The sequence below is a fragment of the Streptomyces pseudoechinosporeus genome, assembly GCF_054783935.1.
Window position 1 is genome coordinate 1 of sequence record NZ_BAAGPS010000042.1, and the last position, 26564, is coordinate 26564.

Annotated in this window: 18 protein-coding genes and 4 pseudogenes; 13 read left to right on the forward strand and 9 right to left on the reverse strand. The window is 68.9% G+C overall.

All coding sequences use genetic code 11. The features are described 5' to 3' along the window. Both ACYVO6_RS32890 and ACYVO6_RS32895 read right to left on the reverse strand, forming a co-directional pair. A pseudogene (locus ACYVO6_RS32890) lies at window positions 1-488 on the reverse strand (site-specific integrase); the annotation flags it as partial. A 1431-nt stretch (window positions 489-1919) separates the two neighbouring features. Then, complete coding sequence (locus ACYVO6_RS32895) at window positions 1920-2597, reverse strand: uracil-DNA glycosylase (protein ID WP_461067601.1); 678 nt, start codon at window positions 2595-2597, stop codon at window positions 1920-1922. A gap of 93 nt (window positions 2598-2690) precedes the next feature. Between ACYVO6_RS32895 and ACYVO6_RS32900 the strand changes: the two genes are divergently transcribed. The 3 genes from ACYVO6_RS32900 to ACYVO6_RS32910 all read left to right on the forward strand — a co-directional run bounded on the left by ACYVO6_RS32900 (window position 2691) and on the right by ACYVO6_RS32910 (window position 5376). Beyond that, the gene (locus ACYVO6_RS32900) at window positions 2691-3296 is read left to right on the forward strand and encodes a uracil-DNA glycosylase (protein ID WP_461067635.1); all 606 of its coding nucleotides are present in this window, start codon (window positions 2691-2693) and stop codon (window positions 3294-3296) included. Continuing rightward, a complete protein-coding gene (locus ACYVO6_RS32905) occupies window positions 3293-4333 on the forward strand; it encodes an N-acetylglucosamine kinase (RefSeq protein WP_461067603.1) in 1041 nt (346 codons plus the stop codon). Before ACYVO6_RS32900 ends, ACYVO6_RS32905 begins: the two co-directional genes overlap by 4 nt. Window positions 4334-4452: 119 nt before the next feature. After that, the gene (locus tag ACYVO6_RS32910; protein WP_461067605.1) at window positions 4453-5376 is read left to right on the forward strand and encodes a sirohydrochlorin chelatase; all 924 of its coding nucleotides are present in this window, start codon (window positions 4453-4455) and stop codon (window positions 5374-5376) included. 380 nt (window positions 5377-5756) lie between these two features. Here ACYVO6_RS32910 and ACYVO6_RS32915 read toward each other — a convergent pair. From ACYVO6_RS32915 to ACYVO6_RS32925, 3 genes and pseudogenes are all read right to left on the reverse strand, one after another. Next, window positions 5757-6428, reverse strand: a pseudogene (locus ACYVO6_RS32915) (FUSC family protein); the annotation flags it as partial. 312 nt (window positions 6429-6740) lie between these two features. Further along, window positions 6741-7486: pseudogene (locus tag ACYVO6_RS32920) on the reverse strand (IS256 family transposase); the annotation flags it as partial. Between the two features lie 471 nt (window positions 7487-7957). Continuing rightward, on the reverse strand, window positions 7958-8341 hold the full coding sequence (locus ACYVO6_RS32925) for a TetR family transcriptional regulator (protein ID WP_461067607.1): 384 nt from the start codon (window positions 8339-8341) through the stop codon (window positions 7958-7960). 145 nt (window positions 8342-8486) lie between these two features. On the opposite strand from ACYVO6_RS32925, the gene ACYVO6_RS32930 reads away from it, so the two are divergent. Next, window positions 8487-8936: an SRPBCC family protein gene (locus ACYVO6_RS32930; RefSeq protein ID WP_461067609.1), complete on the forward strand. Its 450-nt coding sequence runs from the start codon at window positions 8487-8489 to the stop codon at window positions 8934-8936. A gap of 158 nt (window positions 8937-9094) precedes the next feature. Then, window positions 9095-9721, forward strand: coding sequence for an NAD(P)-dependent oxidoreductase (locus ACYVO6_RS32935; RefSeq protein WP_461067611.1), 627 nt, complete (start codon window positions 9095-9097; stop codon window positions 9719-9721). Between the two features lie 240 nt (window positions 9722-9961). On the opposite strand, the gene ACYVO6_RS32940 is transcribed toward ACYVO6_RS32935, so the two are convergent. Then, window positions 9962-12772: a family 78 glycoside hydrolase catalytic domain gene (locus ACYVO6_RS32940; RefSeq protein WP_461067613.1), complete on the reverse strand. Its 2811-nt coding sequence runs from the start codon at window positions 12770-12772 to the stop codon at window positions 9962-9964. 409 nt (window positions 12773-13181) lie between these two features. On the opposite strand from ACYVO6_RS32940, the gene ACYVO6_RS32945 reads away from it, so the two are divergent. The 3 genes and pseudogenes from ACYVO6_RS32945 to ACYVO6_RS32955 all read left to right on the forward strand — a co-directional run. Beyond that, window positions 13182-13649, forward strand: coding sequence for a glycoside hydrolase family 78 protein (locus ACYVO6_RS32945; protein ID WP_461067615.1), 468 nt, complete (start codon window positions 13182-13184; stop codon window positions 13647-13649). Between the two features lie 4 nt (window positions 13650-13653). Then, on the forward strand, window positions 13654-15786 hold the full coding sequence (locus ACYVO6_RS32950; protein WP_461067617.1) for a family 78 glycoside hydrolase catalytic domain: 2133 nt from the start codon (window positions 13654-13656) through the stop codon (window positions 15784-15786). A 118-nt stretch (window positions 15787-15904) separates the two neighbouring features. Next, window positions 15905-16116 (forward strand): annotated as a pseudogene (locus ACYVO6_RS32955) (leucine zipper domain-containing protein); the annotation flags it as partial. 39 nt (window positions 16117-16155) lie between these two features. Here the strand turns inward: ACYVO6_RS32955 and ACYVO6_RS32960 are convergent. The 3 genes from ACYVO6_RS32960 to ACYVO6_RS32970 all read right to left on the reverse strand — a co-directional run bounded on the left by ACYVO6_RS32960 (window position 16156) and on the right by ACYVO6_RS32970 (window position 19518). Continuing rightward, on the reverse strand, window positions 16156-17247 hold the full coding sequence (locus ACYVO6_RS32960; protein WP_461067619.1) for a Gfo/Idh/MocA family protein: 1092 nt from the start codon (window positions 17245-17247) through the stop codon (window positions 16156-16158). Continuing rightward, the gene (locus ACYVO6_RS32965; protein WP_461067621.1) at window positions 17232-17906 is read right to left on the reverse strand and encodes a ThuA domain-containing protein; all 675 of its coding nucleotides are present in this window, start codon (window positions 17904-17906) and stop codon (window positions 17232-17234) included. The genes ACYVO6_RS32960 and ACYVO6_RS32965 overlap by 16 nt, the downstream gene beginning before the upstream one ends. A 235-nt stretch (window positions 17907-18141) precedes the next feature. Next, window positions 18142-19518, reverse strand: a complete 1377-nt coding sequence (locus tag ACYVO6_RS32970; RefSeq protein ID WP_461067623.1) for a GH1 family beta-glucosidase — start codon at window positions 19516-19518, stop codon at window positions 18142-18144. Window positions 19519-19872: 354 nt separating this feature from the next. Here ACYVO6_RS32970 and ACYVO6_RS32975 point away from each other — a divergent pair, with 354 nt between their 5' ends. From ACYVO6_RS32975 to ACYVO6_RS32995, 5 genes are all read left to right on the forward strand, one after another. After that, window positions 19873-20880, forward strand: coding sequence for a LacI family DNA-binding transcriptional regulator (locus ACYVO6_RS32975; RefSeq protein ID WP_461067625.1), 1008 nt, complete (start codon window positions 19873-19875; stop codon window positions 20878-20880). Between the two features lie 398 nt (window positions 20881-21278). Then, a complete protein-coding gene (locus ACYVO6_RS32980) occupies window positions 21279-22808 on the forward strand; it encodes an ABC transporter substrate-binding protein (RefSeq protein ID WP_461067627.1) in 1530 nt (509 codons plus the stop codon). A gap of 45 nt (window positions 22809-22853) precedes the next feature. Beyond that, on the forward strand, window positions 22854-23789 hold the full coding sequence (locus ACYVO6_RS32985; RefSeq protein WP_461067629.1) for an ABC transporter permease: 936 nt from the start codon (window positions 22854-22856) through the stop codon (window positions 23787-23789). Beyond that, window positions 23786-25561, forward strand: coding sequence for a dipeptide/oligopeptide/nickel ABC transporter permease/ATP-binding protein (locus tag ACYVO6_RS32990; protein WP_461067631.1), 1776 nt, complete (start codon window positions 23786-23788; stop codon window positions 25559-25561). The genes ACYVO6_RS32985 and ACYVO6_RS32990 overlap by 4 nt, the downstream gene beginning before the upstream one ends. 1 nt (window position 25562) lies before the next feature. Further along, entirely contained in the window at window positions 25563-26405 is an 843-nt protein-coding gene (locus ACYVO6_RS32995) for an ABC transporter ATP-binding protein (protein WP_461067633.1), read from the forward strand. Window positions 26406-26564 lie beyond the last annotated feature (159 nt).

Sequence of the window (26564 nt, forward strand, 5' to 3'; positions counted from 1 at the left end):
AGCGCGAGGACGAGCAGGGTGCCGCCCAGGATGACGATCCTGCTGGTGGCCGTGACCGGATCATAGAGACACTTCGCGTACCGGGACAGGAGGACCTCGACGCTGTTGCCGGCCCGTTGGGCGACCTCGACCGGGTCCGCGCCTGCGCACAGCCACGTAGACAGAGCCGAGTGCCGCAGGTCGTACGGGCGCTTCGCGAGCGGGGTGCTGGTGAGCGCGGGCGGCAGGGCGAGGTCGCGGGTCTCGTGCCAGACCCGGTGGTAGGTGGTGTAGCTGATGACCCGGCCCTGTTCGGTGAAGAACAGCCGGCCGTCGTCGGCCGTGCCGAACGTGGCGACGTGCTCGCGCCACAGGGCCACCAGATGCGGCGGCAGCGGCACCACCCGCGTTTCTCCCGGCGGGCGGTTCTTCCGCCCGCGCTCGTCGTGGTACCGGCTGGTGTCGGTCCACCGTTTGCCCGCCTGCGGCAGGGTGCGGTGCAGGATCAACCGCCCCCCAACCGGTGCTGGGCAGGCGGCAGTCCGGCAGCGCCACCGCGACCGCCTCCTCCGGGCGCAGCCCCGCGTAGTACAGGCCGGCGAAGAAGCCGACCAGCCGACGGCCACGGGCCCTCCGGTAGCCACCCACGTAGGAGACGGCACTCAGCAGATCCCGCGCCTGGTACGGGTTGGCCACCACCCGCGGATCCACCGCCACCGCCGGCTTGGGCACCCGCCAGCGGATCCGCTTCAGCGGATGACTGCCCAACTCACCACGTTCAACGGCGTAGTACAGGGCATGCACCAGCACCTTGTGCTTGCGGCGCATCGTCTCCAACGCCGCCTCAGTGCCGTCCAGTTTGCGGCGCAGCGCCTCCAGCACGTCACGGGCCAGGATCGGATCCTGCAGGTCGATCAACGGCCGGGACGCCTCGCCACCCTCCCCCAGAGGGGGCACCCCCAGCAGCACCAGCCGGTCCTCCACCGGCAGCTCCCGCTCCTCCGACCCCGGCACCACGAACGCCCAGCGCCGCAGAGCACGGGGCAACACCTTCTTCCCTTCAGTCGGACCGGCACGTCCCAGAACATCGCCAGAGTGATCGCTGTCAGCACGTCGCTGGCTTCATCCCCGGTCTTCGCCGCCCTGAGGCATCCGGAAATTACGCACCGTACCTGCCGCGCCCGCTCCACAAGCGCGAACACCAGGGCGCACCGAGCCTCTCCCCCGACTCCCCTGGGGAGAATCTGGGGAGTATGGGCGGCTGTGGGGAGCGCGTGGGGAGAATCGACTGTCTAACCGGGCACGAGCCTGAAAGAACGCGAAAGAAGGATCAGCGCAGGTCAGAGACCTGATCGACCACATTGCCGCAGGTCAGGGCCACCTGGTAGAGGACTTCATGACGAAGTCGTCCAGGCTCAAGCTGACGAGTGGCAAGGAACCGACACCTCAGCCCTGCCAACCGCAGCCGACAAATTCCCCGAAAACCTCGACAAGTGCCGCTCCGTTCGAGTCTCAGCGGGGTTCTGACGCGCAAATAGATCGGTTCCAAGGTCACCCGCGCTCTGGCACCTTCGACTTGCCAGTCCCACGGCGGGCGGCGAAGCCGCCCTGGGTCGCCGACCTGTCCACCCAGCGACCTGACTCACTGCCAGCGAGCAAGATCAACGAGCATCAAATGAGCGTCACGAGCATCAAGATATCGCCTGTAACGCCCACATCGTACATAATGCGCACACACTAAACCACGCGCACTAAACCACAGGTCAGGACCCCTTAGCCCCCGGTTCAAGGATGGCCACGCACTCCACGTAATGCGTCATCGAGCACAGATCGACACCCCTTCTGAGACGCGGTCGGTGATGACTCTCGCTCAACGAGAGTCGTGACCCACGCCCGACAAGAGCCCGGCACACCAGGCAAGAGGCCGCCGTCACCATGACCTACGGCAGGCGCCAGTCCACCGGCTCGGCACCCTGCCGCACCAGCAGGTCATTGGCCCGGCTGAACGGGCGCGAACCGAAAAACCCGCGGTCCGCCGACATCGGCGACGGATGCGCCGACTCGATCGCCGGAAGATCCCCCAGCAACGGCCGCAGATTCCGCGCGTCACGCCCCCACAGGATCGACACCAGCGGCTTACCGCGCGCGGCCAGCGCCCGGATGGCCTGCTCGGTGACCTCCTCCCAGCCCTTGCCCCGGTGCGCGGCGGGACGGCGCGGGGCTGTGGTGAGCGCCCTGTTCAGCAGCAGCACGCCCTGCTCGGTCCAGGGCGTCAGATCCCCATTGGACGGCCTGGGCAGCCCCAAGTCCGTATGCAGTTCCCGGAAGATGTTCTCCAGACTGCCCGGCAACGAACGCACCTCGGGCGCCACCGCGAAACTCAGCCCGATGGCCATCCCCGGCGTGGGATAGGGATCCTGCCCGACGATCAACACGCGGACGTCGTCGAACGGCTGCCGGAAGGCCCGCAGGACATTCGCCCCGGACGGAAGATACGTCCGGCCGGCCGCGATCTCGGCCCGCAGGAAGTCCCCCATCGCCGCGATACGTCCGGCCACCGGCTCCAGAGCCTTCGCCCAGCCCGCTTCAACAAGTTCATGCAAGGGTCGTGGTGCCACAGCACGTCACCCTACCGACACACAACCGGGGTCCCGCACAAACACAGAAGCCCCCACACACGCACGCCGCCCTCGGCGCTACTCTTCCTCCTCATCGAGGTCATCGAGCCGGTCCAGCAGATCGCGCAGCCGGTCACCGGGAAGGAGGGGAGCCTGTTGCATCCAGTGATCAAGCCACTCCGCCACGGTCATCACGCCTCGCCAGCCTCTCGTCGCCGATACCCAGATCCCGAAACTCCCGCACATGCGGTGGGGCTGTCGTTCTCGGTCGCGCCCGAGGTGCGGCCGCTGCCCGGCAGCCTCATCAACATCTACCGGGAGCTCAGCAGCGACTTGGGGCTGCCGCAGCCGTCCAATGGGGATCTGACGCCCTGGACCGAGCAGGGCGTGCTGCTGCTCAACAGGGCGCTCACCACAGCCCCGCGCCGTCCCGCCGCGCACCGGGGCAAGGGCTGGGAGGAGGTCACCGAGCAGGCCATCCGGGCGCTGGCCGCGCGCGGTAAGCCGCTGGTGTCGATCCTGTGGGGGCGTGACACCCGTAACCTCCGGCCGCTGCTCGGTGACCTGCCGTCGGTGGAATCGGCGCATCCGTCGCCGATGTCGGCGGACCGGGGCTTCTTCGGTTCGCGCCCGTTCAGCCGGGCCAACGAACTGCTGGTCCGTCAGGGCGGCCAACCCGTGGACTGGCGGCTGCCATGACCGGTCCCGGCGAGCTGTCGGGGGTGCTGGGTGTGGACTCCGGGGGGTCGGGACTGCGTGCCGTACTGGCGGTCAGGGGTGGCCGGGAGGACCAGGGCACGGCTCCGCTGAAGTCCAAGGAGCCGGTGCGCACGGGGCCGCGCGGCATCGACGCCGGGCATCTGGTGGAGCAACTGGTGCCGATGGCCCGGCAGTTGATGGCGGACGCGGGCATCGCCACGCTTCGCGCCGTCACCGTCGGGGCGGCGGGTTACACCTCACTGGGTGACGCCCTGCGCGCCGACCTGCCGTCCGCGCTGGCCCGCGAACTCGGCGTGCGCAGGCTCGCGTTGGCCGCCGACGGGGTCACCGCGTATGTGGGCGCACTGGGGCAGCGACCGGGTGCGGTGGTCGCTGCCGGCACTGGTCTGATCGCGATCGGCACGGATCTGACGAGCTGGCGCAGAGCGGACGGCTGGGGCCATCTGCTGGGCGACAACGGCGGCGGGGCATGGATCGGGCGAGCCGGACTCGACGCGGCCCTGCGCGCGCACGACGGACGTTCCGGGGGCTCGGCCCGGCTCCTGGCGCGCGGCGAGGTGATGTTCGGCCCGGCCGGCACCTGGCCGGGGCAGCTCTACCCGCGCACCGACCGCCCCGCCATGCTCGCGTCCTTCGCACCCGAGGTGGCGGCCTGCGCCGACAGCGACCCGGTGGCCGCGGACATCCTGGCCGGGGCCGCCCGGCACATCGCCGACGCGGCCCGCGCGGTCTGTCCCACCGAGGGTGAGGCCTCCGGTGAGATCCAAGTCGCCTTCACGGGTGGACTGTTCAAGATGGGCGCCCCTCTTCTCGTACCCCTGCGTGCCGCTCTGACGGACCGGCTGCCGTACGCGCGGCAGGTTCCGGCCGCGGGCGATCCGCTCGCCGGGGCCGTACGCATCGCCGTCGACCTGGCCGAGGACCGGCTGACGCTGCCGCGCGAGGAGGACATGCTGTACGTGATCGCGGAGACTCCCGCGCCCGAGGCCCCCGCAGGCGAGACCCCCGCACCATGATCCGTACGTACGCAAAGAGATCAATCCGTACGTAACTCATCAGACAAAAGCGGACGTATACCGTTCACCTGCACCCTCCCCGAACAGGGGAGCCCAAGAAACCAGTAACATGCGGCGCCATGAGCTCCCCCACTGGGCCCGCGTCCGGCCTGCCAGTACGAATGCCGCGACCCCGCCAGCCCGGGCGGCACCGCCGTCCGGAGCCGCTGGCGGCTCCCGAGGGCGCGCCCGCGCTCGTCCTCGCGGTGCCCGGCACGCCCAGCGGCGCCGTCCGCAGCCTCGCCGACGAGGTCGTGAGCATCGCACGCTCCGAGCTCCCCGGCCTCGATGCCCGGATCGCGTACCTCGACGGTGACGACTCGGAGTTCCCCACGCTTCAGTCGGTGCTCGTGCACACCGCCGAGGAGCGCACCGCCCGCTTCGAGCAGGCCCGTGCCGCCGGTGTGGACGTCAGGGAGCCGGACGGCCCCGTCGCCGTCGTCGTACCGCTGCTCGCCGGTCCGGACAACGCGCTGCTGCGCCGTATCCGCCAGGCCGTCATGGAGAGCCGTGTCGCGGCCGAGCTGACCGATGTGCTCGGCCCGCACCCGCTGCTCGCCGAGGCACTGCACGTACGGCTGTCCGAGGCGGGTCTGGCGCGCGCAGACCGCGCCCGCCTGTTCACCGTGGCGACCGCCGCGGACGGCATCATCCTGGCGTCCGTGGGCGGCGAGGAGGCCGTGCAGGCGGCCGGGATCACCGGCATGCTGCTCGCCGCCCGCCTCGCCGTGCCGGTGATGGCGGCGGCGCTCGACGAGGAGGGCGCTATCGCGTCCACCGCCGAGCAGCTGCGTTCTTCGGGCTCCCAGCAGCTGGCGCTCGCGCCGTACCTGGTCGGCCCCGAGCTCGACTCGACGCTGCTCGACGCTGCCGCGAAGGAGGCGGGTTGCTCCGCCGCCGAGGGGCTCGGCGCGTACCCGGCGATCGGCAAGCTCGCGCTCTCCAAGTACACGACGGCACTGGGCATCGCCCCACAGCAGCCGCAGGGCGCACCGGTCCGCTGACCCTCGCACACCCGTACGTCGAAGGGCTCGCTCCTCTCGCAGGAGCGGGCCCTTCGACGTGTCCGCCTTCGTATGGCCCGGCGGTAGGACCTGAGCGGGTCCGGGGAAGTGCAGGCACGACGCCGCCGACACCTCGATGGGAGCCGCCGCGGCGCGGGATGCCGGTGTCCGGGTCGCCGCTGTCCTCGTCCAGGGGCGCGGTGAGGACACCGAATACCCCGGCCGCCGTGCACAAGCCGATGAACGCCCGCCGTTCCCGCCTGTCGCCGCCTGCCACTGCCGTCCCCTCTCGGTGTCGTGCTGACGGGGCAACGCAGCAGCCGACGATCAGAGGCCTGGACCAAACCGCCCGCCTGTGCGGCACACGGCCTGGCTCGTGTTCACGCCCCCACAGTCGAGGAGCCCCGCAGCGGCGTGGCCAGCGCGGCAAGCGCCCGCTCCAGGCCGTGCAGGTGGGCGAGGGCCTGCTCGGCTCCCGGGTCGTGGCCCGGCACCCCCACGCCCGGTACGCCCGCGGCCGCCGCCACCGCATGCTCCGGCACTGCACCGACCAGCACCTCGATCGCCGCCTCGACGCGTCCGCAGGCGGCGGTGAGGCCGGCGTCGTGCGAGGCGTCGGGGTCGGCGGCGACGACCGTGAGGCCGCGTACCTCGCGGGCGCAGTCATCGAGGAGCGCGAGCACCTGACGGGCCCTGGCCTTGCGGGCCCGCATCGGGTTGAGCGGGTGGACCAGCGGGGCGAGCGCGAACCGGACCCGGCCGAGCAGCGCCTCCAGCTCCGCGGCCCGCGGCGCGGGATCGGCGCTCAGGTCACCGGCGAGGCGCCGGGCCGCCGCCGAGGTGCAGTCGTGTACGGCGTGTACGGCCCGGGCCACCCAGCGATCGGTCACCGTGTGCGTGGTGACCGGCAGGATCAGCGCGACGGCGAGGGCGGCACCGAGCGCACCGGCCGCGGTCTCGGCAAGGCGCAGCCCCAGCAGCCCCGGGTGCAGCACGCCGAGGAGCCCGTACAGCAGGCCCGCCATGACGGTGACGAAGAACATCATCAAACTGTCATCTGGAGTTTCCCCAGGTCAGGGCTACGCGGCACGTCCCAGGTCAGCAAAAAGTCAGCATTCGCGCGGCATCCTCGCCCCGGAACTCCCCTGGTGGGCGCCGTCCCTGACCATGGATCATATTTCAGCGGCGGCCATTTGAGGCACACACTCCAAAAGCCACGCGCTAGGAGCGCTTTGCGGCAGGCTCAGGGATCGCCACGCACTCCACGCGATGAGGCATAGGGAAGATACTTAGCCAGACGACGGCACAGAGAGAATCCCGGGCGGGAGGGCCAACTTAACGGCTGATCTTGGTTGTTGCGGTGGTCAGCGGTTGCTCGGGTTCAGGCGGCCATCGAAGGCGATCTGGAAGGCGTTGAGCGGCGCCTTCCAGCGCATGGTCCACCTGCGTCGGCCCTTGCCAGTTGGGTCCAGGCTCATCAGCGCGAGGTAGACGCATTTGAGGGCTGCGGCTTCGGTCGGGAAGTGCCCGCGGGCCCGCACGGCCTTGCAGATGCGAGCGTTGACCGACTCGATCGCGTTCGTCGAGCAGATGACCTTGCGGATCTCCACGTCGTAGGCGAGGAAGGGGACGAACTCGGCCCAGGCGTCCGACCACAGCTTCACGATCGCCGGGTACTTCTTTCCCCAGGCCTCGGTGAACTCCAAGAACCGTTCCTCGGCCGCCTCCGCCGTGGGGGCGGTGTAGACGGGCCTGAGGACCTTGGCGAGTTTGTCCCAGTCTTGGCGGGCCGCGTAGCGGAACGAGTTGCGCATGAGGTGGACAATGCACGTCTGGGCAATCGTTCGAGGTCAGACCGTCTCCACCGCGTCGGGCAGGCCCTTCAGTCCGTTGCAGACCAGCATCAGCGCTTCCTCGAGGCCGCGGTTCTTCAACTCGGTGAACACCTGCAGCCAGCACTTCGCCCCCTCGCCGCCGTCTCCGGCCAAGAACCGAGGATGTCCCGCTCGCCCTCCACGGTCACCGCCATGACCAGGTAGATCGGACGGTTGGCGACCTGCTGGTCGCGGATCTTCACGTTGATCGCGTCTACGAACAAGACCGGGTAGACGGTTCGTCAGCCTGACGGTGGAAGCGATCGCCAAGCGGGCCCGTGATGCGCCTAACGACTCTGGGACGCCGGGACGCGCAACTCTCGGTAACTGTCGTCCTGCGCCGCCCCCAGATGGCCGGGAGATTGCGACCTGTTCAGCGGGACGCCGAGGGCACAGTCGTGCGCATGCTCCGCTCGTTCTTCCCTCTCCCTGTCTCCGACCGGCCGCCGGAGGGTCCCCTCACATCGGCATCGCGATCGTTTGACGTAGCGGTTGTCGCGGTGTGAAGACCGCGAATGCTTCGTCGACGAGGGGTTCGAGGTCGAGGGTGCCGTCGCTGGCGGTCCACCGGTTGACGGCGATGTGAGGCAGTCGAGGGCGGCTGCCGCGAGGACGGCGGGACACAGGCCGGGATCGCCGGTGGCCTCGTGACGTTCCGCGAGGGTGGCCGCGAGCAGGGGCTGCCAGCCGGACTGCTTCTCCAACTGTCAGGCGCAGAGAGCAGGGGTGTCCTGGACGAGGCGGGCCATCGTGAGAAAGCCGGCCGGGTCCTGGCGGTAGAACGCGATGGGGGTGTCCAGAGCGCATCGCAGGGCGGTCCAGTCGTGCTCGTCAGCGGGGCGGCCCCACAGGGCGTCGGCGACGTGTTGGCCTTGGTCGTCGAAGCCGCCAAGGACGGCCTCCTCCTTGCTGGCGAAGTAGCGCAGGAATGTACTGCGTGACACGTCGGCCGCGGTGGCGAGGTCGTTGACGGTGACTCGGTCGAAGCCGTCACGACCGAACAGGCCGAGGGCGATCTGAGCGACTTCGGACTGGATCGCGGCCGTGCGATCTCTCTGGTGCTGGTACGCGCTGATGCGATCACCCGGCAATCCAACCCACGTTCAACACTGATCATCGATACTGATTGTCATGCCCTAACTTGCTACTGAGTTTCAGTTTTACTATCGTGTAGCAAGATCGGTGTGCGCTCCCGGACGAGCGAGTCGTCGTCGGCGCGACCAGCAGGGAGTGGCAATGCGAGAGATCAGCACGTACGTCGACATCGACGCGAACCCCGGGCACGTGTGGGAGGTCCTGACCGACTTCGCCCGCTACCCGGACTGGAATCCGTACGTCCGCGAGGTGACCGGAGAGGTTCGGGTCGGGGCCACGCTGGCCCTTCGGACGCAGCCCGCCAAGGGCCGCCCGGTCAACTTCAAAGCGCGGGTGACAGCCGTGACGGAGGGCATCGAACTCCGCTGGGCCGGCGGGCTGCCCGTTCCGGGCCTCTTCGGCGGCGACCACGGCTTCGCTCTCAGCCCGCACAACGGCGGGACGCGGGTGATCCAGGACGAGAGGTTCTCGGGGCTGCTGGTACCCGTGATGAGCAGCATCATCGACCGCACGTTGGAGAACTTCGAGCGGATGAACCAGCCTCTCAAGGAATGGGCGGAAGCCGAGGCCTCCGCCGGGGCAGGGCGCTGACCGCACACGACGTACCCAGCTGTGCGGAGCACCTTCCGTCGGCAGCGGATGTAGCTGCCCGGATATGCCCCACGAGCGGGAGCCGATCCCCGCGCCGCGCCGCGCGACCAGATTCGCAAAACGAGAGCCGTCGAGGCTTGCTGAAAGGACCGACTGCAATGAGATTTCTCCTCCTGGGCGCCACCGGCGCGACCGGCGGCCTCTTCACGGACGCGGCCACCGCCGCCGGACACGAGGTGGTCGCCTTCGTACGCGACCCGGCCAAGCTCGCCCAGCGCGAGCGGGTGACCGCGGTCGCTGGTGACGTCCGCGACGCCGATGCGCTGGCCGAGGCCACGCGCGGCGTGGACGCGGTGGTCAGCACCCTCGGGATCGGCAAGGCCAAGGATCCGGCGAACCTGATCACCGACAGCACCCGAGCGCTCGTTCAGGCTGCCGAGGCCAGCGGCACCAAGCGAGTGGTGATCATGTCGGCGTTCGGCGTCGGCGAGTCCCTGGCAAAGGCCTCCAGGATCCTCCGGTTCCTCTTCAAGGGCGGCAAGGCGAACTTCGCCGACAAGGCCTCAGGCGAGCGCATCCTCACCGCCTCCGCCCTGGACTGGACGCTCGTCTACCCGGTGCTGCTGACCAACAAGCCGGCCACGACCGTCCAGGCCATCGACCTGAAGCAGCTCGACCGCCTGCCCGGCGTGCCCAGGATCTCCCGGGCCGATGTCGCCGAGTTCCTGCTCAGCGCCGCCGCCGAGGGCTCTTGGTCCCGGCGCACCGCGGTGCTCACCAAGTAGTCGATGGAGACGGCCTCTAGGGCCCACCGGGTCGTTCGCCGTGAACACGACTCAGCCCCCTGGACTGTCCCTCACCAAGACGATCATGTGGAGCACGCCGTCGCGGTGCCGGAGGGCGCCTGTCTTGTCGCCGAGGACGGAGTCCGTGCAGCTTAGGCCGTCGTGCTGCTCGTCCTCGGACACGGTCAGAGTTCGTCCTTACGGTCGGCGCTGCATGGCATGTGCCGGATCGGCGGCATGTCAGGCGGAGAGCGACCCCAGGATGGCGTCGACCTCATGCTGGAAGGCACCTGCGCCCGGTGAGAACTCCTGCGGTGCGAGGGCGCGAGCGAGATCCGTTGCGGGCGCGTCGAGGTGCGCGGCGAGCTGACGGGCCGCCTCCGCCTCGCCACCGGCCACACCGGTCCGGACAGCCGCAGCGACTACCGCGGACCAGGTCGCCGGTTCGTCGAGCACATCGCGGACGGTGACCGGCGTACGCGGCTCGGAGGAGGTCGAGAACGGGTCGGGCAACTCCCAGCGGTGTTCGCCGTGTGCGACGGTCTCGTGTGCGTCGGCGCCGGGCAGCCACACCTGCGCGGTGGTCCCGACGGGAACCCGCGCCTCCAGGCGGAAACGGCCGTCGGCCCGTGTCCAGGCCACGCGGGCTTCACCGTACGGAGTCAGGTGGCGGGCCGAGGCGGAGGTCAGCGCGGCGGACGGCACGGGGTGGATGGTGATCACGCGGTAGCCGGGCGCGGCGGGGGCGAGGCCGGCGACCCGCCGGTGCAGCCAGTCCGCGACCGCGCCGAGCGCGTAGTGGTTGAAGGAGGTCATCTCGCCGGGGTTGATGCTGCCGTCGGGCAGCATGCTGTCCCAGCGCTCCCAGATCGTGGTCGCGCCCATGGTCACCGGGTAGAGCCATGAGGGGCAGCCCGTCTGCAGCAGCAGGCGGTAGGCGACGTCGGCATGTCCGGTCGAGGTCAGTGCGTCGGTCACCAGCGGGGTGCCCACGAACCCGGTGCCGATGCGGAAACCGCCGGTGCGTACGAGGTCCGCCAGCCGCCGTCCGGCCTCCTTGCGCTGCTCCTCGCCGGGCAGCAGTGCCCACTCGATGGCCAGGGCGTAGACGGTCTGCGCGTCGGACAGGACACGGCCGGCGGGCGTGACGAAGGCACGGGCGAAAGCCTCGCGGACCTCGGCCGCCAGGGCTGCGTGGTGGTCCGCCACGTCGCTCCGGCCCACCACTCGGGCCGCCTCGGCCACGATCTCGGCCGAGCGGGCCAAATGTGCGGTGGCGACCACGTCGGGATCGGCCTTGGCTCGGTAGGGGTCCTCCGGCGGCGCGGTGGGGTCCAGCCAGTCGCCGAACTGGAAGCCGCTCGTCCACAGCCGGTCGGGGCCAGCGAGTTCGGTCATCCGCTTCACCCAGCCGCACATGCTCGGCAGCTGCCGCTCCAACACGCCGCGGTCACCGGTGCGTTGGTACAGCACCCACGGCACCACCGTCGCGGCGTCGCCCCAGGCTGCCGCACTGGGGGACGGGGTGCGCAGCACGTCCGGCACCACGAACGGGACGGATCCGTCGGGCTGCTGTTCGGCCGCCAGGTCGGCGAGCCACGATCCGAGGAAGCCCGCGGTGTCGAACAGGAAGGCCGCCGTCGGCGCGAACACCTGGATGTCGCCGGTCCAGCCGAGCCGTTCGTCCCGCTGAGGGCAGTCGGTGGGTACGTCGACGAAGTTGCCGCGCATGCTGCGGACCACGTTCTCGTGGAACCGGTTGAGCAGGTCGTGCGAGGAGTTGAACCAGCCCGTGCGCCGCAGGTCCGACCCGATCACCACCGCCTCGATGTCCTCACCGCGCAGGCCCGGCACGCCGGACACCTCCGCGTACCGGAAGCCGTGGAACGTCAGGGACGGTTCGAGGACTTCCCCGTCGGTGCCCGTGACGAGGTAACTGTCAGTTGCCTTGGCCGTGCGCAGCGGACGGGTGCCGAGTTCCCCTTCCTCCAGGACCTCCGCGTGCCGTACGACGACCTCGCTGCCCGGCGCGAGACCGCGGACGCGCAACCGCACCCAACCCACGGCGATCTGGCCGAAGTCGACCAGCGTCCGGCCCGACGGTGAGGTCCACACCCGCTCGGGCGAGAGCAGAGAGCTGACCCGCACGCCGGGCCCGTCCGACGCCACGAGGCGCGTGGAGTCGCCCTCGGTCACTTCGACTCCGCCGGTGGCCGGGCGCCGGCCTGCGTCCTGCCGCCGTAGGTCGGTGCGCTGGCCGTCGTAGAGATCGTCGGCGAGTACCTCGCTCTCGCGCGCTGTCCACGTGCCGTCGGTGGCGAGGACGTGCACGCGGCCGTCAGCGGTCGTGACCTCCAACTGCGCCAGCAGCGCGAGTCGGTCGCCGTAGAGCGCGCGCTCGCCCTGGAACCCGAGCCGGCCTCGATACCAGCCGTTGCCCAGCAGGAAGTCCAGCTCGTTGCGTCCGCTGCGGACCAGGTCCGTGACGTCGTACGTCTGGTAGCGCAGCCGGTGCTGGTAGGCGGTCCAGCCCGGCGTCAGGACGAGGTCGCCGACGCGGCGGCCGTTGAGCGTGGCGACGTAGAGGCCGTGGGCGGTGGCGTACAGCCGGGCCTTGACCACCTCGCCCGGTACGTCCAGCGAGCCGCTCAGCACCGGCGCGGGTGCGTGCAGATCACCGACACCGGTCGGGCTCACGAAGGCCCCGGACCAGTCGGAGACGTCGAGGAGACCGGCCTCCACTACGGCCGGCGCTCCCCACTCGCTCCACTCCTCCTTGTGCGCGACGCGGATCCACACCCTGGCGGACTCCCGGGACGCGAGCGGCTCGGCCGGCCAGGGCACCAGCACCTGCTCGCCGCTGTCCACCCGGTATCTCTCGCGGTTGCCGTCCCGACTGATCTCGACCTCGTACGCCGTCTGCTCGTAGCCCTCGTCGGCCTGCGGAACCGTCCACGACAAGCGGGGGGTACCAGTCCCCACGCCGAGCACGGGAGAACCGTCCGTGTGGTGCTCGAATCGAGGTGCGCGGGGAGCGGCAGCCACAACCATGCAGGTCTCCAGACTTCTCGGCAGCTGGGTGGGATCCGGGACGGGGGTGTACGCGTTGTCCGATGGAATCACCCTTACGAGCTCTCGGAATGAGCGGCGTCGAAGGGGGTCCGATCGTTTGTATCGTTCCATAAGCGCCTCGACTTAGGAAGGCACTGGTGGCCGAGTCCACCGTGGGGGCGGAGCTGCCGCAGGCTCCTTCTCTCGACAAGCTCCGGCTAACAAGTGTCGTGAACTGGCCATTCGACGCTCACGACCCTGGTCCTCAGCGAAGCGTTACCTCGCAACACCAGCGCATCTCATTGACCACTCTCGGCCCCACTGCCTAGCCTTGCCTGGAACGTTACAGAAGCCTGTCGTCCCGACCTTCTGCGTGCCCGAGCACCTTGTCCGATCGACGGAGGCCCTTATGAATGAGCAGACAACGACCGACGCACCGCACCGGCTGCGTTTCGAGCACCTTGATGACGCCGTTCTGGGAACGGATGTCGCCCGCCCACGTCTGTCGTGGCAGTTGCCCGTCGGTGCCACGCGTCAGACGGCGTACGAGATAGAGGCGGGCGACTGGTCGACCGGCGTCGTGCGATCCGCCGAGCGCGTTCTGGTCCCGTACACGGGCCCTGAGCCGTCCGCCCGCGGACGCGTCGAGTGGCGGGTGCGCGTGTGGACCGATCTCGGCGAGAGCGACTGGTCGGCGCCGGCGTTCTGGGAGATGGGGCTGCTGCAGCGGAGCGACTGGTCGGCCTCCTGGATCCGGCCCCATGAGCAGGACGTGCCCGAGCCCGGTCATCGACCCGTCTACGCCCTGCACTCGAATGTCGAACTGCCCGGGCCGATCGCCTTGGCCCGGGCCTACGTCACAGCCCGGCATCTATGAACTGGTGGTCAACGGTCAGCGGATCGGCGACCAGGAGCTCACCCCGGGCTTCACCGCCTACCGGTCGAACCTTCAGGTGCAGACCTACGACCTGACCGCCGTGCTGCACGAAGGCGCGAACGATCTGGACGCATTCCTTTCCGACGGGTGGTACCGCGGCCTGTTCGGCTACGGCCGTACCTACGACAACTTCGGTGACCGCACGGCGTTCCTCGCCCAGTTCGAAGTCATCCACACCGACGGTTCCACGACCGTCGTCGGTACCGGCCTCGGCTGGGGCTCCACCATCTCCGACTCCACGGAGGCCGACCTGCTCGACGGACAGCGCGTGGTGCAGCGGGCGGGCGGCTTCCGCTGGGATCGCCGCGACTGGCAGCCGGTGCTCGAGCCGACGGATCCGCTGTGCGCCGACTGGAGCCGCCTGTGCGCGACCCCGGCACCTCCGGTTCGCCGCGTCCGGTCGATCACGCCGGTGTCGGTGACGACGCTCGAGGGCGGGCGGCACATCGTCGACCTCGGGGAGAACACCAACGGCTGGATCCACCTTGACGAGGCAGGTCCCGGGGCGGAGATCGTGCTGACCCATGGCGAGGCCCTCGACGCCGACGGTGATGTCACGACCGACCACCTGCGTCCCGACGCGGACAGTCCCACTCCGAGCCCGTTCAACCAGATCGACTTGGTGGTCTCCGCCGGCGACGGCCAGGCCTTCGAACCGCGCCACACGACCCACGGGTTCCAGTACGTGGCCGTCGACGGACTGCCGGGACCTCTCGGCACGGCCGACCTCCACGGCGTCGAAGTCCGCACGGATCTGCGCCCTACCGGCACCTTCCATTGCAGTGACCGCCGCATCAAACTGCTGCACGAGGCCGCGGTGCGCAGCTGGCGGACCAATGCGTGCGACGTGCCGACCGACTGCCCCCAGCGTGAGCGGGCGGGGTGGACGGGCGACTATCAGGTCTTCGTGTCGACGGCGGCCTTCCTCGACGACATCGCCGGGTTCACCGACAAGTGGCTGAAGGATCTGGCCTCAGACCAGGTGCCGAACGGCATGGTCAGGAACTACGTCCCGTCTCCGGAGGCGGCGGTCGGGGGCGTCGAGGGTTCGTCGGGGTGGGGCGATGCGGCGGTTTCCGTACCGTGGCAGATGTGGCAGTCGTATCGGGATCGCGAGGTGTTGGCGCGGCAGTACCCGTCGGCCGTCGCGTGGTTGGAGTTCGTCGAGACGACCGCGCGTACGGCGCGAGCGCCGGAGCGGATCGAGGCGAATCCCGAGGCACCCGAACACGAGCAGTTCCTCTGGGACACCGGGTTCCATTGGGGGGAATGGCTGGAGCCCGGAGTCGAGATCGCCCTCTTCGAGGGTGAGCATTCGATCGTCGCCACCGCCTACTTCGCCCACTCCGCCCGTCTGCTCGCCAAGACCGCGGAGGTACTGGGCAAGACGGAGGACGCGGCACGCTGGACCGAGCTCGCGGCGAACGTCGAGCACGCCTGGGCCACCGAATTCATCGGCGCCGACGGCCGACTGGCGCGGGACAGCCAGGCAACCTACGTCAGAGCCCTGCGGTTCGGCCTGATCCCCGAGCACCTCGTGCCGCCAGCGGTCGAGCACCTCGTCGAACTGATCCGGGCCGATGGCACACACCTGTCGACGGGCTTCCTGTCCACCGGGATGCTGCTGCCGGTACTCGCGGACAACGGCCGTGCCGATGTCGCGTTCGACCTGCTCTTCCAGGACACCTCACCCTCGTGGCTGACGATGATCGACCGCGGTGCCACCACCATCTGGGAGCACTGGGACGGCATCGACGCCAAGGGCACACCGAGCGGCTCGCTCAACCACTACAGCAAGGGAGCGGTCATCGAGTTCCTGCACCGGTACGTGGCCGGCCTGCGTCCGCTCGAATCGCACCCCGGCTACGAGCGCTTCGCCGTGGAACCGGTCATCGACAACCGGCTGGACTGGGCACGAGCGACGCTCGAGACTCCCTACGGCCTCGCGTCCTCGTCGTGGCGACGCGAAGACGGCACCGTTCGCTATGAGGTCGTCGTGCCGGCGGACACCGAATGCGAGTTCCGCGTGGGCGAACCCGTCGTCCTGGAACCGGGAACCCACGTCATCACGTTCTAAGTGTGCTGTCCTGGGGCATTGGTGACAGGCGACATGCTTGAGCGGCGTTGAAAGAGCCGAGGGCCCCTGGGTTCGGTGTGGATGACGACATCTACAACCGGCACCCAGGAGGCCCTCGTTGTCCCACCGTAATGCCCTGCTGACACCGACCTGCGGGCTGTGTCTGGCCCGGTGTGTCGTCGATGACGGCCGGCCCCCGCGGCGGGCTGCGGATCGCTTCCAGGTCAGCCACAGCACCGCAGCCGGTGGGCCGGCCGCTACCGCCGGCACGGCGCCGAGGGCATGCACGACCGCTCCAGCCGCCCCCGCCGCTCACCTCCGCGGACCCCAGCCGGCCGCGTCACCAACCTCTCCGGTCAGCACACCTGGCTAGAGGCCGATGACCGGGGCGGGCCGCTCGCAGGTGCTGGTCACCGGCAGGGCGCGGCCGTGTTCGGCGGCGTCCATGAGGGTGAGCATGACGTCCAGGACGTGCGCGGCGAGTTCGGCCGAGGCGCGGTGCGGGCGCCCGGCGTCCAGGGCCTCGGCGAGGTCGGCAAGCCCCGCGCCACGGCCCGTGTCCGCGTGACCGGCGGACACCGGCAGGACGTCCCAGCCGTCGCCGCGGTGGATCTCGACGGGCCCGTCGAAGTTGTTCGGGTCGGGTACGGAGAGCGAGGCCTCGGAGCCGTGCACCTCGATGCGCGGCAGGCGCGCGGCCTTGATGTCGAAGCTCATCACCAGCGTCGACAGGGCGCCGTCCGCGTGCTCCAGGACACCCGTGATGTGGGTGTCGATCTCGACCGGTAAGGACTGCCCGGCCCGCGGACCACTGCCGATGACCCGCTCGGCACGCGGCCGCGAGGAGGCTCCGGTCACCTTCACCACCGGGCCCAGCAGGTGCACCAGGGCGGAGAGGTAGTAGGGGCCCATGTCGAGCAGCGGGCCTCCCCCGGGCTGGTAGTAGAACTCCGGGTCCGGGTGCCATACCTCGGGCCCCGCGTACGTCATGAAGGCCGTCGCCGCCACCGGACGACCGATCAGTCCGTCATCGACCGCCTTGCGCGCGGTCTGGGTGCCGGTGCCCAGCACGGTGTCGGGGGCACAGCCCACCCGAAGTCCCGCATCACGGGCGGCGGTCAGGACGGCATCGGCCTCCTTGCGGTTCGTCGCGAGAGGCTTCTCGCCGTAGACGTGCTTACCGGCGGCGAGTACGGCCAGGGCGACCTCGGCGTGCGCGGCCGGTATGGTCAGATTCAAAACCGCGTCCACGTCGTCACGGGCGACGAGGTCCGCGACCGAGTCCGCCACCGAGACCTGCGATCCGACCTGGTCGGCGACGGCCTGCGCACGGGCCCGGTCGAGGTCGGTGACCGCAGTCAGCCCCACCGACGTCAGCTTCTGAAGGGTCGACAGATAGGCGCCACTGATCTTGCCCGCACCCACCATCCCGATGTTCAAAGGCTTCACCGGCTCGCCCACAGCAGTCCCCTCTCGGTCAGCGTCCGCACCTGCGGCACGTCGAAGTCGTCCGGCTTGTGCCCGATGGTCGAGACGAAGACGCGTCCCGCGCCATGGGTCCGGGTCCACACCGCGGGCATGACGGCGGGCCGGTCGTGCAGGTCGTCGGCGGGGAACGTGGTCGTGGCCAGGACGTCGATGTGCGCATCGGTCAGGACCCAGTACTGCTCGCTGTGGATCGCGAAGTCGTCCAGGCCCGCGATGATCGGGTGGTCCGCGTGCTCGGGCGACAGCTGGTAGGTGTGGTCGAGGTAGCCGGGCGGGTGCGTCACGAACTTGCCGCCGGTCAGCAGGTGATAGCCGTGGTCGTGGAAGCTGTCCACGATGCCGCCGTGCCAGCCGGCGAGTCCGGTGCCGCCGCGGACGGCGGCGGCCAGGTTGTCGCGCTGCTGCGGGGTGATCGTCCCCATCGTCCAGCACTGCACGACCAGATCGGTGGCAGCGAGCCGCTCCGCGTCGTCGTACACCGCGAGGTCTTCGGAGGTCTCGACGGTGAAGCCCTGCTCCTTGAGGAACGGGACGAAACTGTCGCTGATCGTCACGGGCTGATGCCCGTCCCAACCACCACGGACGACAAGGGCCCGCCGGATTTCGCTGGTCAAGGTATTGCACACTCCCATCGGCGCCGTGCGCACAGGCTCGGCAATCGGAGGTCGGAGGAAGAGAGCCCCACAGGTGTTTTCCCCAGTGGGTGTTGCCGCTGCTCAGGAGGTCGGTGAGGCGAGTGACGTACTGCCCTCCGAACGTATGGAGACCGGCGCTTCTTTTGTCAGGAGGTGCCGCCCACCCGTGCTGTCTCTCGGGCCACCACAGCGAAAGGCGTGCGGCCCCGACGGGAAGCGCTCGATCCGGCGGTCAGGCATTGGCCGCGATCAACCGCTGGTACCAGCGGTAGCTGTCCTTAGGCGTGCGCCGCAGGGTGTCGTAGTCGACGTGGACGATCCCGAAACGCTTTTCGTAGCCGAAAGCCCACTCGTAGTTGTCGAGCAGCGACCAGACGTAGTAGCCGCGTACGTCCACTCCATCAGCGACGGCCCTCGCGACGGCTGTCGTGTGGTCGCGAAGGTAGGCGATCCGTTCGGGATCGTGGATCTGGCCGTCGGCGGACAGCACGTCGTCCTCCGCCGAGCCGTTTTCGGTGATGTAGATGGGCGGAAGGGCGTCCGCGTACTCGTGACGCAGTGAGACGAGCAGCTCGCGCAGAGTGTCGGGAACTACTGCCCACCCCATCGCGGTGCGCCGGATTCCCGGGAGGTCGGCGTGCTCGATGCGGCAGTCCGTCGCGGTACGCAGGGCCGGGTCGGGCCGGCGATGGGGCGCGTCACGGACCACGGCCGGGGTGTAGTAGTTGATCCCGAGGAAGTCCATCGGTGCGGAGATCAGCTCCAGGTCGCCCTCTTGTCGGAAGGTCTGCCGGGTGACCAGCTCACCCCACGTCTCCTCTTCGGCGGATGGATAGCGCCCGCGCAGCAGCGGCTCGGTCCACATCAGCTTCTGCATGGTCTCAGCACGTACGAGGGCCGCGAGATCCGCGGTGGAGTCGGAGGCCGCGGTCACGTGGCTGAGGTTGAGCGTGATGCCCGCCTCCCGGACGCCGGCGGTACGCAGCGCCCGCATCGCCAGACCGTGACCGATCAGCAAATGATGAGCGGCGGCCAGCGCTGGGGTGCCTTCGGCCGCACCGGGGGCGTGATGGCCGTCGGCATACCCCAGAAAGGCGCTGCACCAGGGCTCGTTGAGGGTGATCCAGCGGGGGACCCGGTCGGCCAGGGCGTCGGCGACCAGGGCCGCGTACTCGCCGAACCGTTCCGCGGTCTCGCGTACCCGCCAGCCGCCACGGTCTTCCAGGGCCTGCGGCAGATCCCAGTGGTAGAGGGTCGCGGCCGGTTCGATGCCGGCGGCCAGCAGTTCGTCCACCAGCCGGGAGTAGAAGTCCAGGCCCTTGTGGTTCACCGGGCCCGAGCCGGTCGGCTGGATGCGCGGCCAGGCGATGGAGAAGCGGTACGAGCCGACGCCCAACTCGCGCAGCAGCGCCACGTCCTCGGGGTATCGGTGGTAGTGGTCGCAGGCCATGTCACCGGTGGCGCCGTGCAATACCCGGCCCGGCTCGCGGGAGAAGGTATCCCAGATGGAGGGCCCGCGGCCGTCCTCATGGACCGCGCCCTCGATCTGGTACGAGGCGGTGGCGGCACCGAACACGAAGTCGGACGGAAGGGAGGGTAATTCGCTCATGCTGTCCTTACCTCTTGTTACTGCCGGAGTCGCCGGTGAGGACGGTCCGAGGCAGGTGTGTGCGTTGTCGTGGGGACGCGCTGCTGGACCGAGCCGCTTCGATGGGACCATAAGTCTTTGCATCGTTCCATAGAGAGTTCGGCTTAGGAAGGCGCCGGTGCCCCGCTCCATCGCGACCTGCGCGGTTTGGTCTGCCACTGCGGCTGTAGCATGGCGCCCGTGGAAGCTGACGCTGCTGAACCTGGTGCGCAGGACGACCTGCGTGATTCCAGTGGTGGCCGGGCGAGGCCGGTGCGTGCCGATGGCACCATCGGGTCCCGGCCTTCCAGGGTTCGCCGTGCAACGATTCAGGACGTGGCGCGGGAGGCGCGGGTCTCGGTTTCGACCGTCTCCAACGTGATCCGCGATGCCCCCGGTGTCCGCCCCCAGATGAAGGCCAAGGTCGTTGCGGCGATCGAGAAACTGGGTTACCGGCCCCAGGCCGGCGCCCGTGCGATGCGAGGACGCTCGTACACCATCGGCGTCATGCTCACCGAGTTCTCGGCCCCCTTCCAGACAGAGATCGCGGAAGGGATCGCCGACGAGCTGGAGCCGAGTCCGTACCAGGAGATCTTCGTCGCCGGAGGCCTCTCCCCCGAGCGCCAGCAAAGAAGCATCGAAGCCCTCACCGACAGGCAGGTGGACGGGCTCATCGTCATCGCGCCGGCGATGGCCACCTCGTGGCTGGAGAAACTGGGATCGGGACTGCCCACCCTGGTGATCGCACGGCACGGCGGCTCCGCCCAGTACGACACCGTCGTGGACGACGACCAGGGCGGCGCGCGTCTCATGGTCGATCACCTCGTGGCCCTGGGCCACAAGCGCATCCTGCACACCAGTCATCCGGCGGGACGCCTCAAGAGGCCCTTCATCCTGGCCCACACCGCGCGATGCGACGGCTACGTCAACGCCATGAAGAGGCACGGCCTCGAGCCCGATGTCATCGAGACCACGTACTCGGAAGCAGGCGGGTACCAGGCCGCCCTGGAAGCCCTGGCCAGGCCTACGCCACCGACGGCCGTCTTCGCCGGCGCGGACATCGCCGCACTCGGCGCCCTGCGCGCCGCAGAAGAGCGCGGTTTGAGGGTGCCTCAGGACATCACCATCGCCGGGTACGACAACATCTACGCCTCGACCATCGGCCGTGTGTCCCTCACGACGGTCGACCAGTCGGGCCACCTCACGGGCCAGATGAGCGCGCGGCTCCTGCTGGAGCGGCTGAACGGCCGGACCCAGCCCGTGCACTACGTCGTGTCCCCTCGGCTGATGCCGCGTGGCACGAGCGCGGCCCCGGTACGTAAGTCCGCCCGACGGCTGCCCTGACAGGGAGAGCGAGCCGGTCGGTTCGCATCTCCACACGCCTCCACCACTATTAGAACGGTCCACGACCTGCGCGTGACGGAAGGGGGCATACCGTTTCGCGCGGCTCGGCACCCACCAGTGCGCCGATACGAGAGGCCCGCTGTCGACGAAACCAAGCTATAGGCGCTTTGACCTGCCGTTTTGACCCCCGCAGCATGAGCGCGTTACGGAACCGTTACCGCGCAATCACGACGCACTCTCTTGACCGACCTTCGCCCGCTACCTAGCCTCCACTTGAAACGTTCCAGAGAGCATTTTAAGCCGGTACGCCCCTTAGACGCTTAACCCGGGCGTAGACGTTTCCGCCAGTACTCACGGCCGCATCCGGCCGAACTCTGCCGTGTCCGAAGGAGCCGATCATGCGGCGAACCAAAAGACTTGCTCGCGTATTACTGACCATGGCGACGACCCTGACCTCCCTGGCAGCCCTCAGCGCCTGCACCGATTCGAACTCCGCGTCGAGCCCGGGGGGCAAGAAGGACACGCTCGTTCTGGCAGCGACCGCCGACATCCAGGGCTGGGATCCGTCTAACCAGCCGTCCTACCAGGGGTGGTCGGCCGATGCGGTGTACCAGACCCTGGTGCGGTTCGACACCACGGGCAAGCCCCACCCGGACGCCGCGACGAGTTGGGAGGTGAACTCCGACAACACCAGCGTGACGTTCCACCTGCGCTCCGGCATGAAATTCTCCGACGGCACCCCGGTCGACTCCACAGCCTTCAAGAAGGGATGGGAGTACCAGGCAACGCACGGCGGCCAGGCCGCCCGCCTCGCCAATATCAAGGTCACCACGCCAGACGCCCGCACCGTGGTGGCCACCGTCAAGGAGCCGGATCCCGGGATCGTGGGCGTGGGCGGCATTGCGAAGCTGGCGAGCCCGAAGTACCTGGCCTCGGGCAAGGTGAACAAGGCCCCCGTCGGCTCCGGCCCCTACACGCTCGACCAGGCGGCGACGACCAGCGGCTCGACATACACCTTCGTCAAGAACGAGGCCTACTGGGACAGCAAGTCCTATCCGTACAAGAAGCTCGTCATCAAGGTGATCAAGAACCAGACGGCAGCGCTCAACGCCCTGAAGACCGGGCAGATCGACGGCACCCTCATCCAGCACTCGATGTACAACGAGGCCAAGTCCTCCGGCCTCAAGATCCTGTCGATGCGCGGCAACACCACACGTCTGCTCCTGACGGACCACAAGGGCGAGAAGATCCCGGCCATCGGCGATCTGAGGGTCCGCCGCGCCATGAACATGGTGTTCGACAAGGAAGCCATGGCGAAGGACTTCTACCAGGGGCGGGCCACTCCGACGCACCAGATCTTCCGCCCGGGGTCGGCGGCGTACATCAAGGACCTCAAGGACCCGTACCCCTACAACGTCGCCAAGGCCAAGGAGCTGATGAAGGAGGCGGGATACGAGAAGGGCTTCACCCTCACCTTCCCTGTCATGGCCGGCCATGGCCTCGAGGACCTGGTGCCCGTCGTCGCGCAGCAGCTGGGCCAGCTCAACATCAAGGTCAAGCAGCAGACGCTGTCAGGCCCGAGCGCGATAGAGGAACTGCTCAGCGGTAAATACCCGGTGCCCCTGTGGCCGCTGGGGAACTACAGCAATTCCCTTCAGGACATCACTGACTATCTGCTGCCCGACGGCATCTGGAACGTCATGCACCAGCCCGACCCGACGGTGCAGAAGCTCTACGACAAGCTGCTCACCAGCAGCGGGCAGGAGTTGGCCACGATCCAGCAGGAGATCAACCGCTACATCATCGACCAGGCATGGTTCGTCCCGATGGTGTACCCGGACGGGTTCTACGCCTACAGCCCGAAGATCAGCATCCCCAAGTCGACTGACCCCAACGCCCTCAACCCGCTTCTGCGCGACTTCAAGTGAGCGGCCGGTCGTGATCGAGGGGAGCCGCAAGTGTTCGGTGCTGTATTGAAGAAGCTTGTGCGGGCGGTGGTCATCCTGCTCGTCGTCAGCTTCACCACTTTCGCGCTGATGTATGGAAATGGGAGCGGGATCGCGCGGGCCGTGCTGGGCGTGCGGGCCACGGAGGTCACGGATGCCGACGTCCAGTTGGAAATGGCCCGCCTCGGTCTCGACCGGCCGCTGCTCGTGCAGTACGGCGACTGGCTCAAGGGGGCCGTCACCGGCGACTTCGGCGAGTCGTTCTTCACAGGACAGTCCGTGACGTCCCTGTTGTCTTCCCGCGTGCCGGTGACACTCGCCCTGGTCATCCTGGCGATCATCCTGACGGCCGTCCTCAGCGTCCTCATCGGTGTCACCGCCGCCGTCCGCGGGGGCTGGATCGACCGGGTGGTGCAGTTCCTGGCTGTGCTGGGGGCCGCGATCCCGCCCTTCATCATCGCGATCGGACTGGTCTTCGCGTTCGCCATCTCGGTCCGGATCTTCCCCGCGACCGGATACGTCTCCCCGGACCAGAGCCCCACCGGCTGGCTCGAATCCGTCACGCTTCCGGTGCTCGCTCTGCTGACGGGATCGGTCGCCAACGCGGCCTCGCAGTTCCGGGGAGCGGTCATCGACACACTCTCCCGGGACTTCGTCCGCACCCTGCGGGCACGCGGGATCAGCGAGTCCCGGGTCATCTTCCGCCATGTTCTGCGCAACGCCGGCGGCCCCGGGCTCATGGCCCTGAACCTGCAGATCATGACCCTCCTGGGCGGCGCGGTCTTCGTCGAGCAGATCTTCGCGCTCCCCGGGCTGGGGGAGGCCGGCAACCAGGCATCCCAACAGGGCGACGTGCCGGTGGTGATGGGAATCCTCGTCGTGGCCATCGTCATCGTCCTCATCGTCAATCTGCTGGGTGACCTCGCGAACGCGGCACTCAATCCGAAAGCGAGGACGCGATGAGCGTGCCCGAGTTCTCCCCGGCCGTCGGGCTGCAGACGGAATCGACGGCCAAAGGACGGTCCGTGCTTCGCCGGCTCGTGAGCGACCCGATGGCCGCATGCTGTCTGGCCTTCCTGCTCGTCGTCCTGATCCTGGGGCTGAGCAGCCCCTGGCTGGCGCCGGTGGACCCCAACGCCTCGGAGCTGTCGGCAGTGAACGCGCCGCCGTTCAGTTCAGGTCACCTCCTGGGCGGGGACGCGTCGGGCCGGGACATCCTGTCGCGGCTGATGTGGGGTACGCGGCAGACGGCACTGGCCTGCGTGCTCCTCCTGGCCGTCTCGGTCGTGATCGGAGTGACGAGCGGCCTCGTCGCCGGCTACTACCGAGGCAGGGTCGAAGCCGTCTCCAACTGGGTCTCCGACGTCGTCATGACGTTGCCCGGGGTCCTGCTCCTCTTCGCGCTCTACGCCAGGACGGGCCCCAACATCGTCGTCGCGATGATCGTCTTCGGCCTCCTCGTCGCACCGTCCTACTTCCGACTGGTCAAGTCCGTCGTGGTGGGTGTCCGAAGCGAGCTCTTCATCGATGCGGCGAAGGTGGTCGGTCTCTCCGACCTGCGTATCGTCGGTCGTCACGTGCTCTGGGCGGTCCGCGCCCCTGTCATCATCCACAGCTCGTTCGTCGTCGCCGCGGGCATCGGCATCGAGGCCGGCGTGAGCTTCCTGGGGCTCGGTGATCCCGCCACGGCATCCTGGGGCACGGTGCTGCAGGACTCCTTCAGCAACATCTACACCAGCAAGGCCGCAGTGGCCTGGCCGGCCCTCCTCATCAGCCTGACCATCCTGGCCCTCGTGCTGCTCGGCAACGCCCTGCGTGACGTGCTCCAGTCCTCGGAGCACCGCCCGGCACCCTCGGCGCGCCTGCTCCGAGAGACGGCCCGGCGGGTTCGCGAGGAGAGCGCTGCCGCACTCGCGGAAGGGCCTGCCCCCGCGACGGATGCGGTTCTGTCGATACGGGACCTGCGCATCGGCTACCCGGACGGTGAGAACGGCATACGCGAGGTCGTCCACGGCGTCGACCTGGATGTCCGCCCCGGCGAGATCCACGGTCTGGTGGGCGAGTCCGGATCGGGCAAGTCGCAGATCGCGTTCTCGACGCTGGGCATCCTGCCCCGCGAGGCGGTCATTCTCGGGGGGCGTGTCCTTCTCGACGGCGAGGATCTGCTGGCGAGCGAGCAGCACATGCGCCAGGCACGCGGCCGGCGCATCGCGTACGTGCCGCAGGAGCCGATGTCGAATCTGGACCCCTGCTTCACGATCGGGGCACAGCTCACCCAGGGCCTGCGCGCGGTCAGGACCGTGACGAAACGCGAAGCCGAACGTGAGTTGCTCGCCCTGCTCGCGCGGGTCGGCATCAAGGACCCGGAGAGGGTTTTCCGCCAGTACCCGCACGAGATCTCCGGCGGCATGGCACAGCGCGTACTCATCTGCGGTGCGGTCGCCTCCGGCCCGGACCTGATCGTCGCGGACGAGCCGACCACCGCTCTGGACGTGACCGTGCAGGCAGAGGTGCTTGAGCTGTTAAGAGAACTGCGTGACGAGCGAGGCCTCGCGATGATCCTGGTGACCCACAACCTCGGCGTCGTGGCAGACCTCTGCGACACCGTCAGCGTGATGAAGGACGGGCACATCGTGGAGCGGAGCGACGTGGACTCTCTCTTCGAGGCGCCCGACGAGACGTACACGCAGGAACTGCTCTCGTCGGCACGCCGTGTCGAAATCGCGGAGGTGTGACGTGGCAGAGACGGTTCTGAAGGTCGAAGACCTGGTCGTACGCTACGGCGGACGCCGGGCCACCGGCGCCACCGTCATCGACGGCGTCTCCTTCGACCTCAACACCGGGGAGACGCTCAGCCTGGTGGGCGAGTCCGGATCGGGAAAGACGACGATCGGCCGCGCGATCCTCGGGCTCGCGCCGGTGACGGAGGGCTCCATCTCGTTCCGGGGCGAGACCATCAGCAACATCCCACGGGCCCGCCGGCGCAGGGTCGCCCGGGACATCCAGGTGGTGTTCCAGGACCCGTACTCCTCGCTGAATCCGTCGATGTCGATCGAGGACATCCTGGTCGAACCCCTCCTGGCCACCGGCTCCCGAGACGGACGCACGCGCGTACGGGAACTGCTCGACGCCGTCGGCCTCCCCGCCGACTCCGGCCGCAGATCCCCTCGGGAGTTCTCCGGCGGACAGCGGCAGCGGATCGCCATCGCCAGGGCGCTCGCCCTCGACCCCACGGTCATCATCTGCGACGAACCCACCAGCGCCCTGGACGTGACCACGCAGGCCCGGGTCCTCACGCTGCTGAAGGACATCCAGCGCGAGACAGGTGTGGCCTACCTGTTCATCAGCCACGACCTCGGCGTCGTCAACGAGGTGAGCGACCGGATCGCCGTCCTCCATCAGGGGCACATTGTCGAGATCGGCAAGGCGCGCGACATCGCGACGTCCCCCGAGCACCCCTACACACGCAAGCTGCAGATGGCGGCTCCCGTCGCGGATCCGAGGAAGCAGCGACTGCGGCGGGCCAAGCGCCTGGAAACCATGGCGGCGGAGCTTCCCGCCCCCAAGGTCGGGTCGTGAGCGGCAGCGACGCGCGCGTGACTGGCGACCGCGTCTCGAGGGCGTAGTCGCGGTCTGCCGACGGTCCGCGCACGGCCCTGTGCGCGCGGGCCGTCTGAGAGGGCGGTATGTGAGTGCACAGGTGATTTGTCGTCACCTGTGCACTCACATACCGCCCTC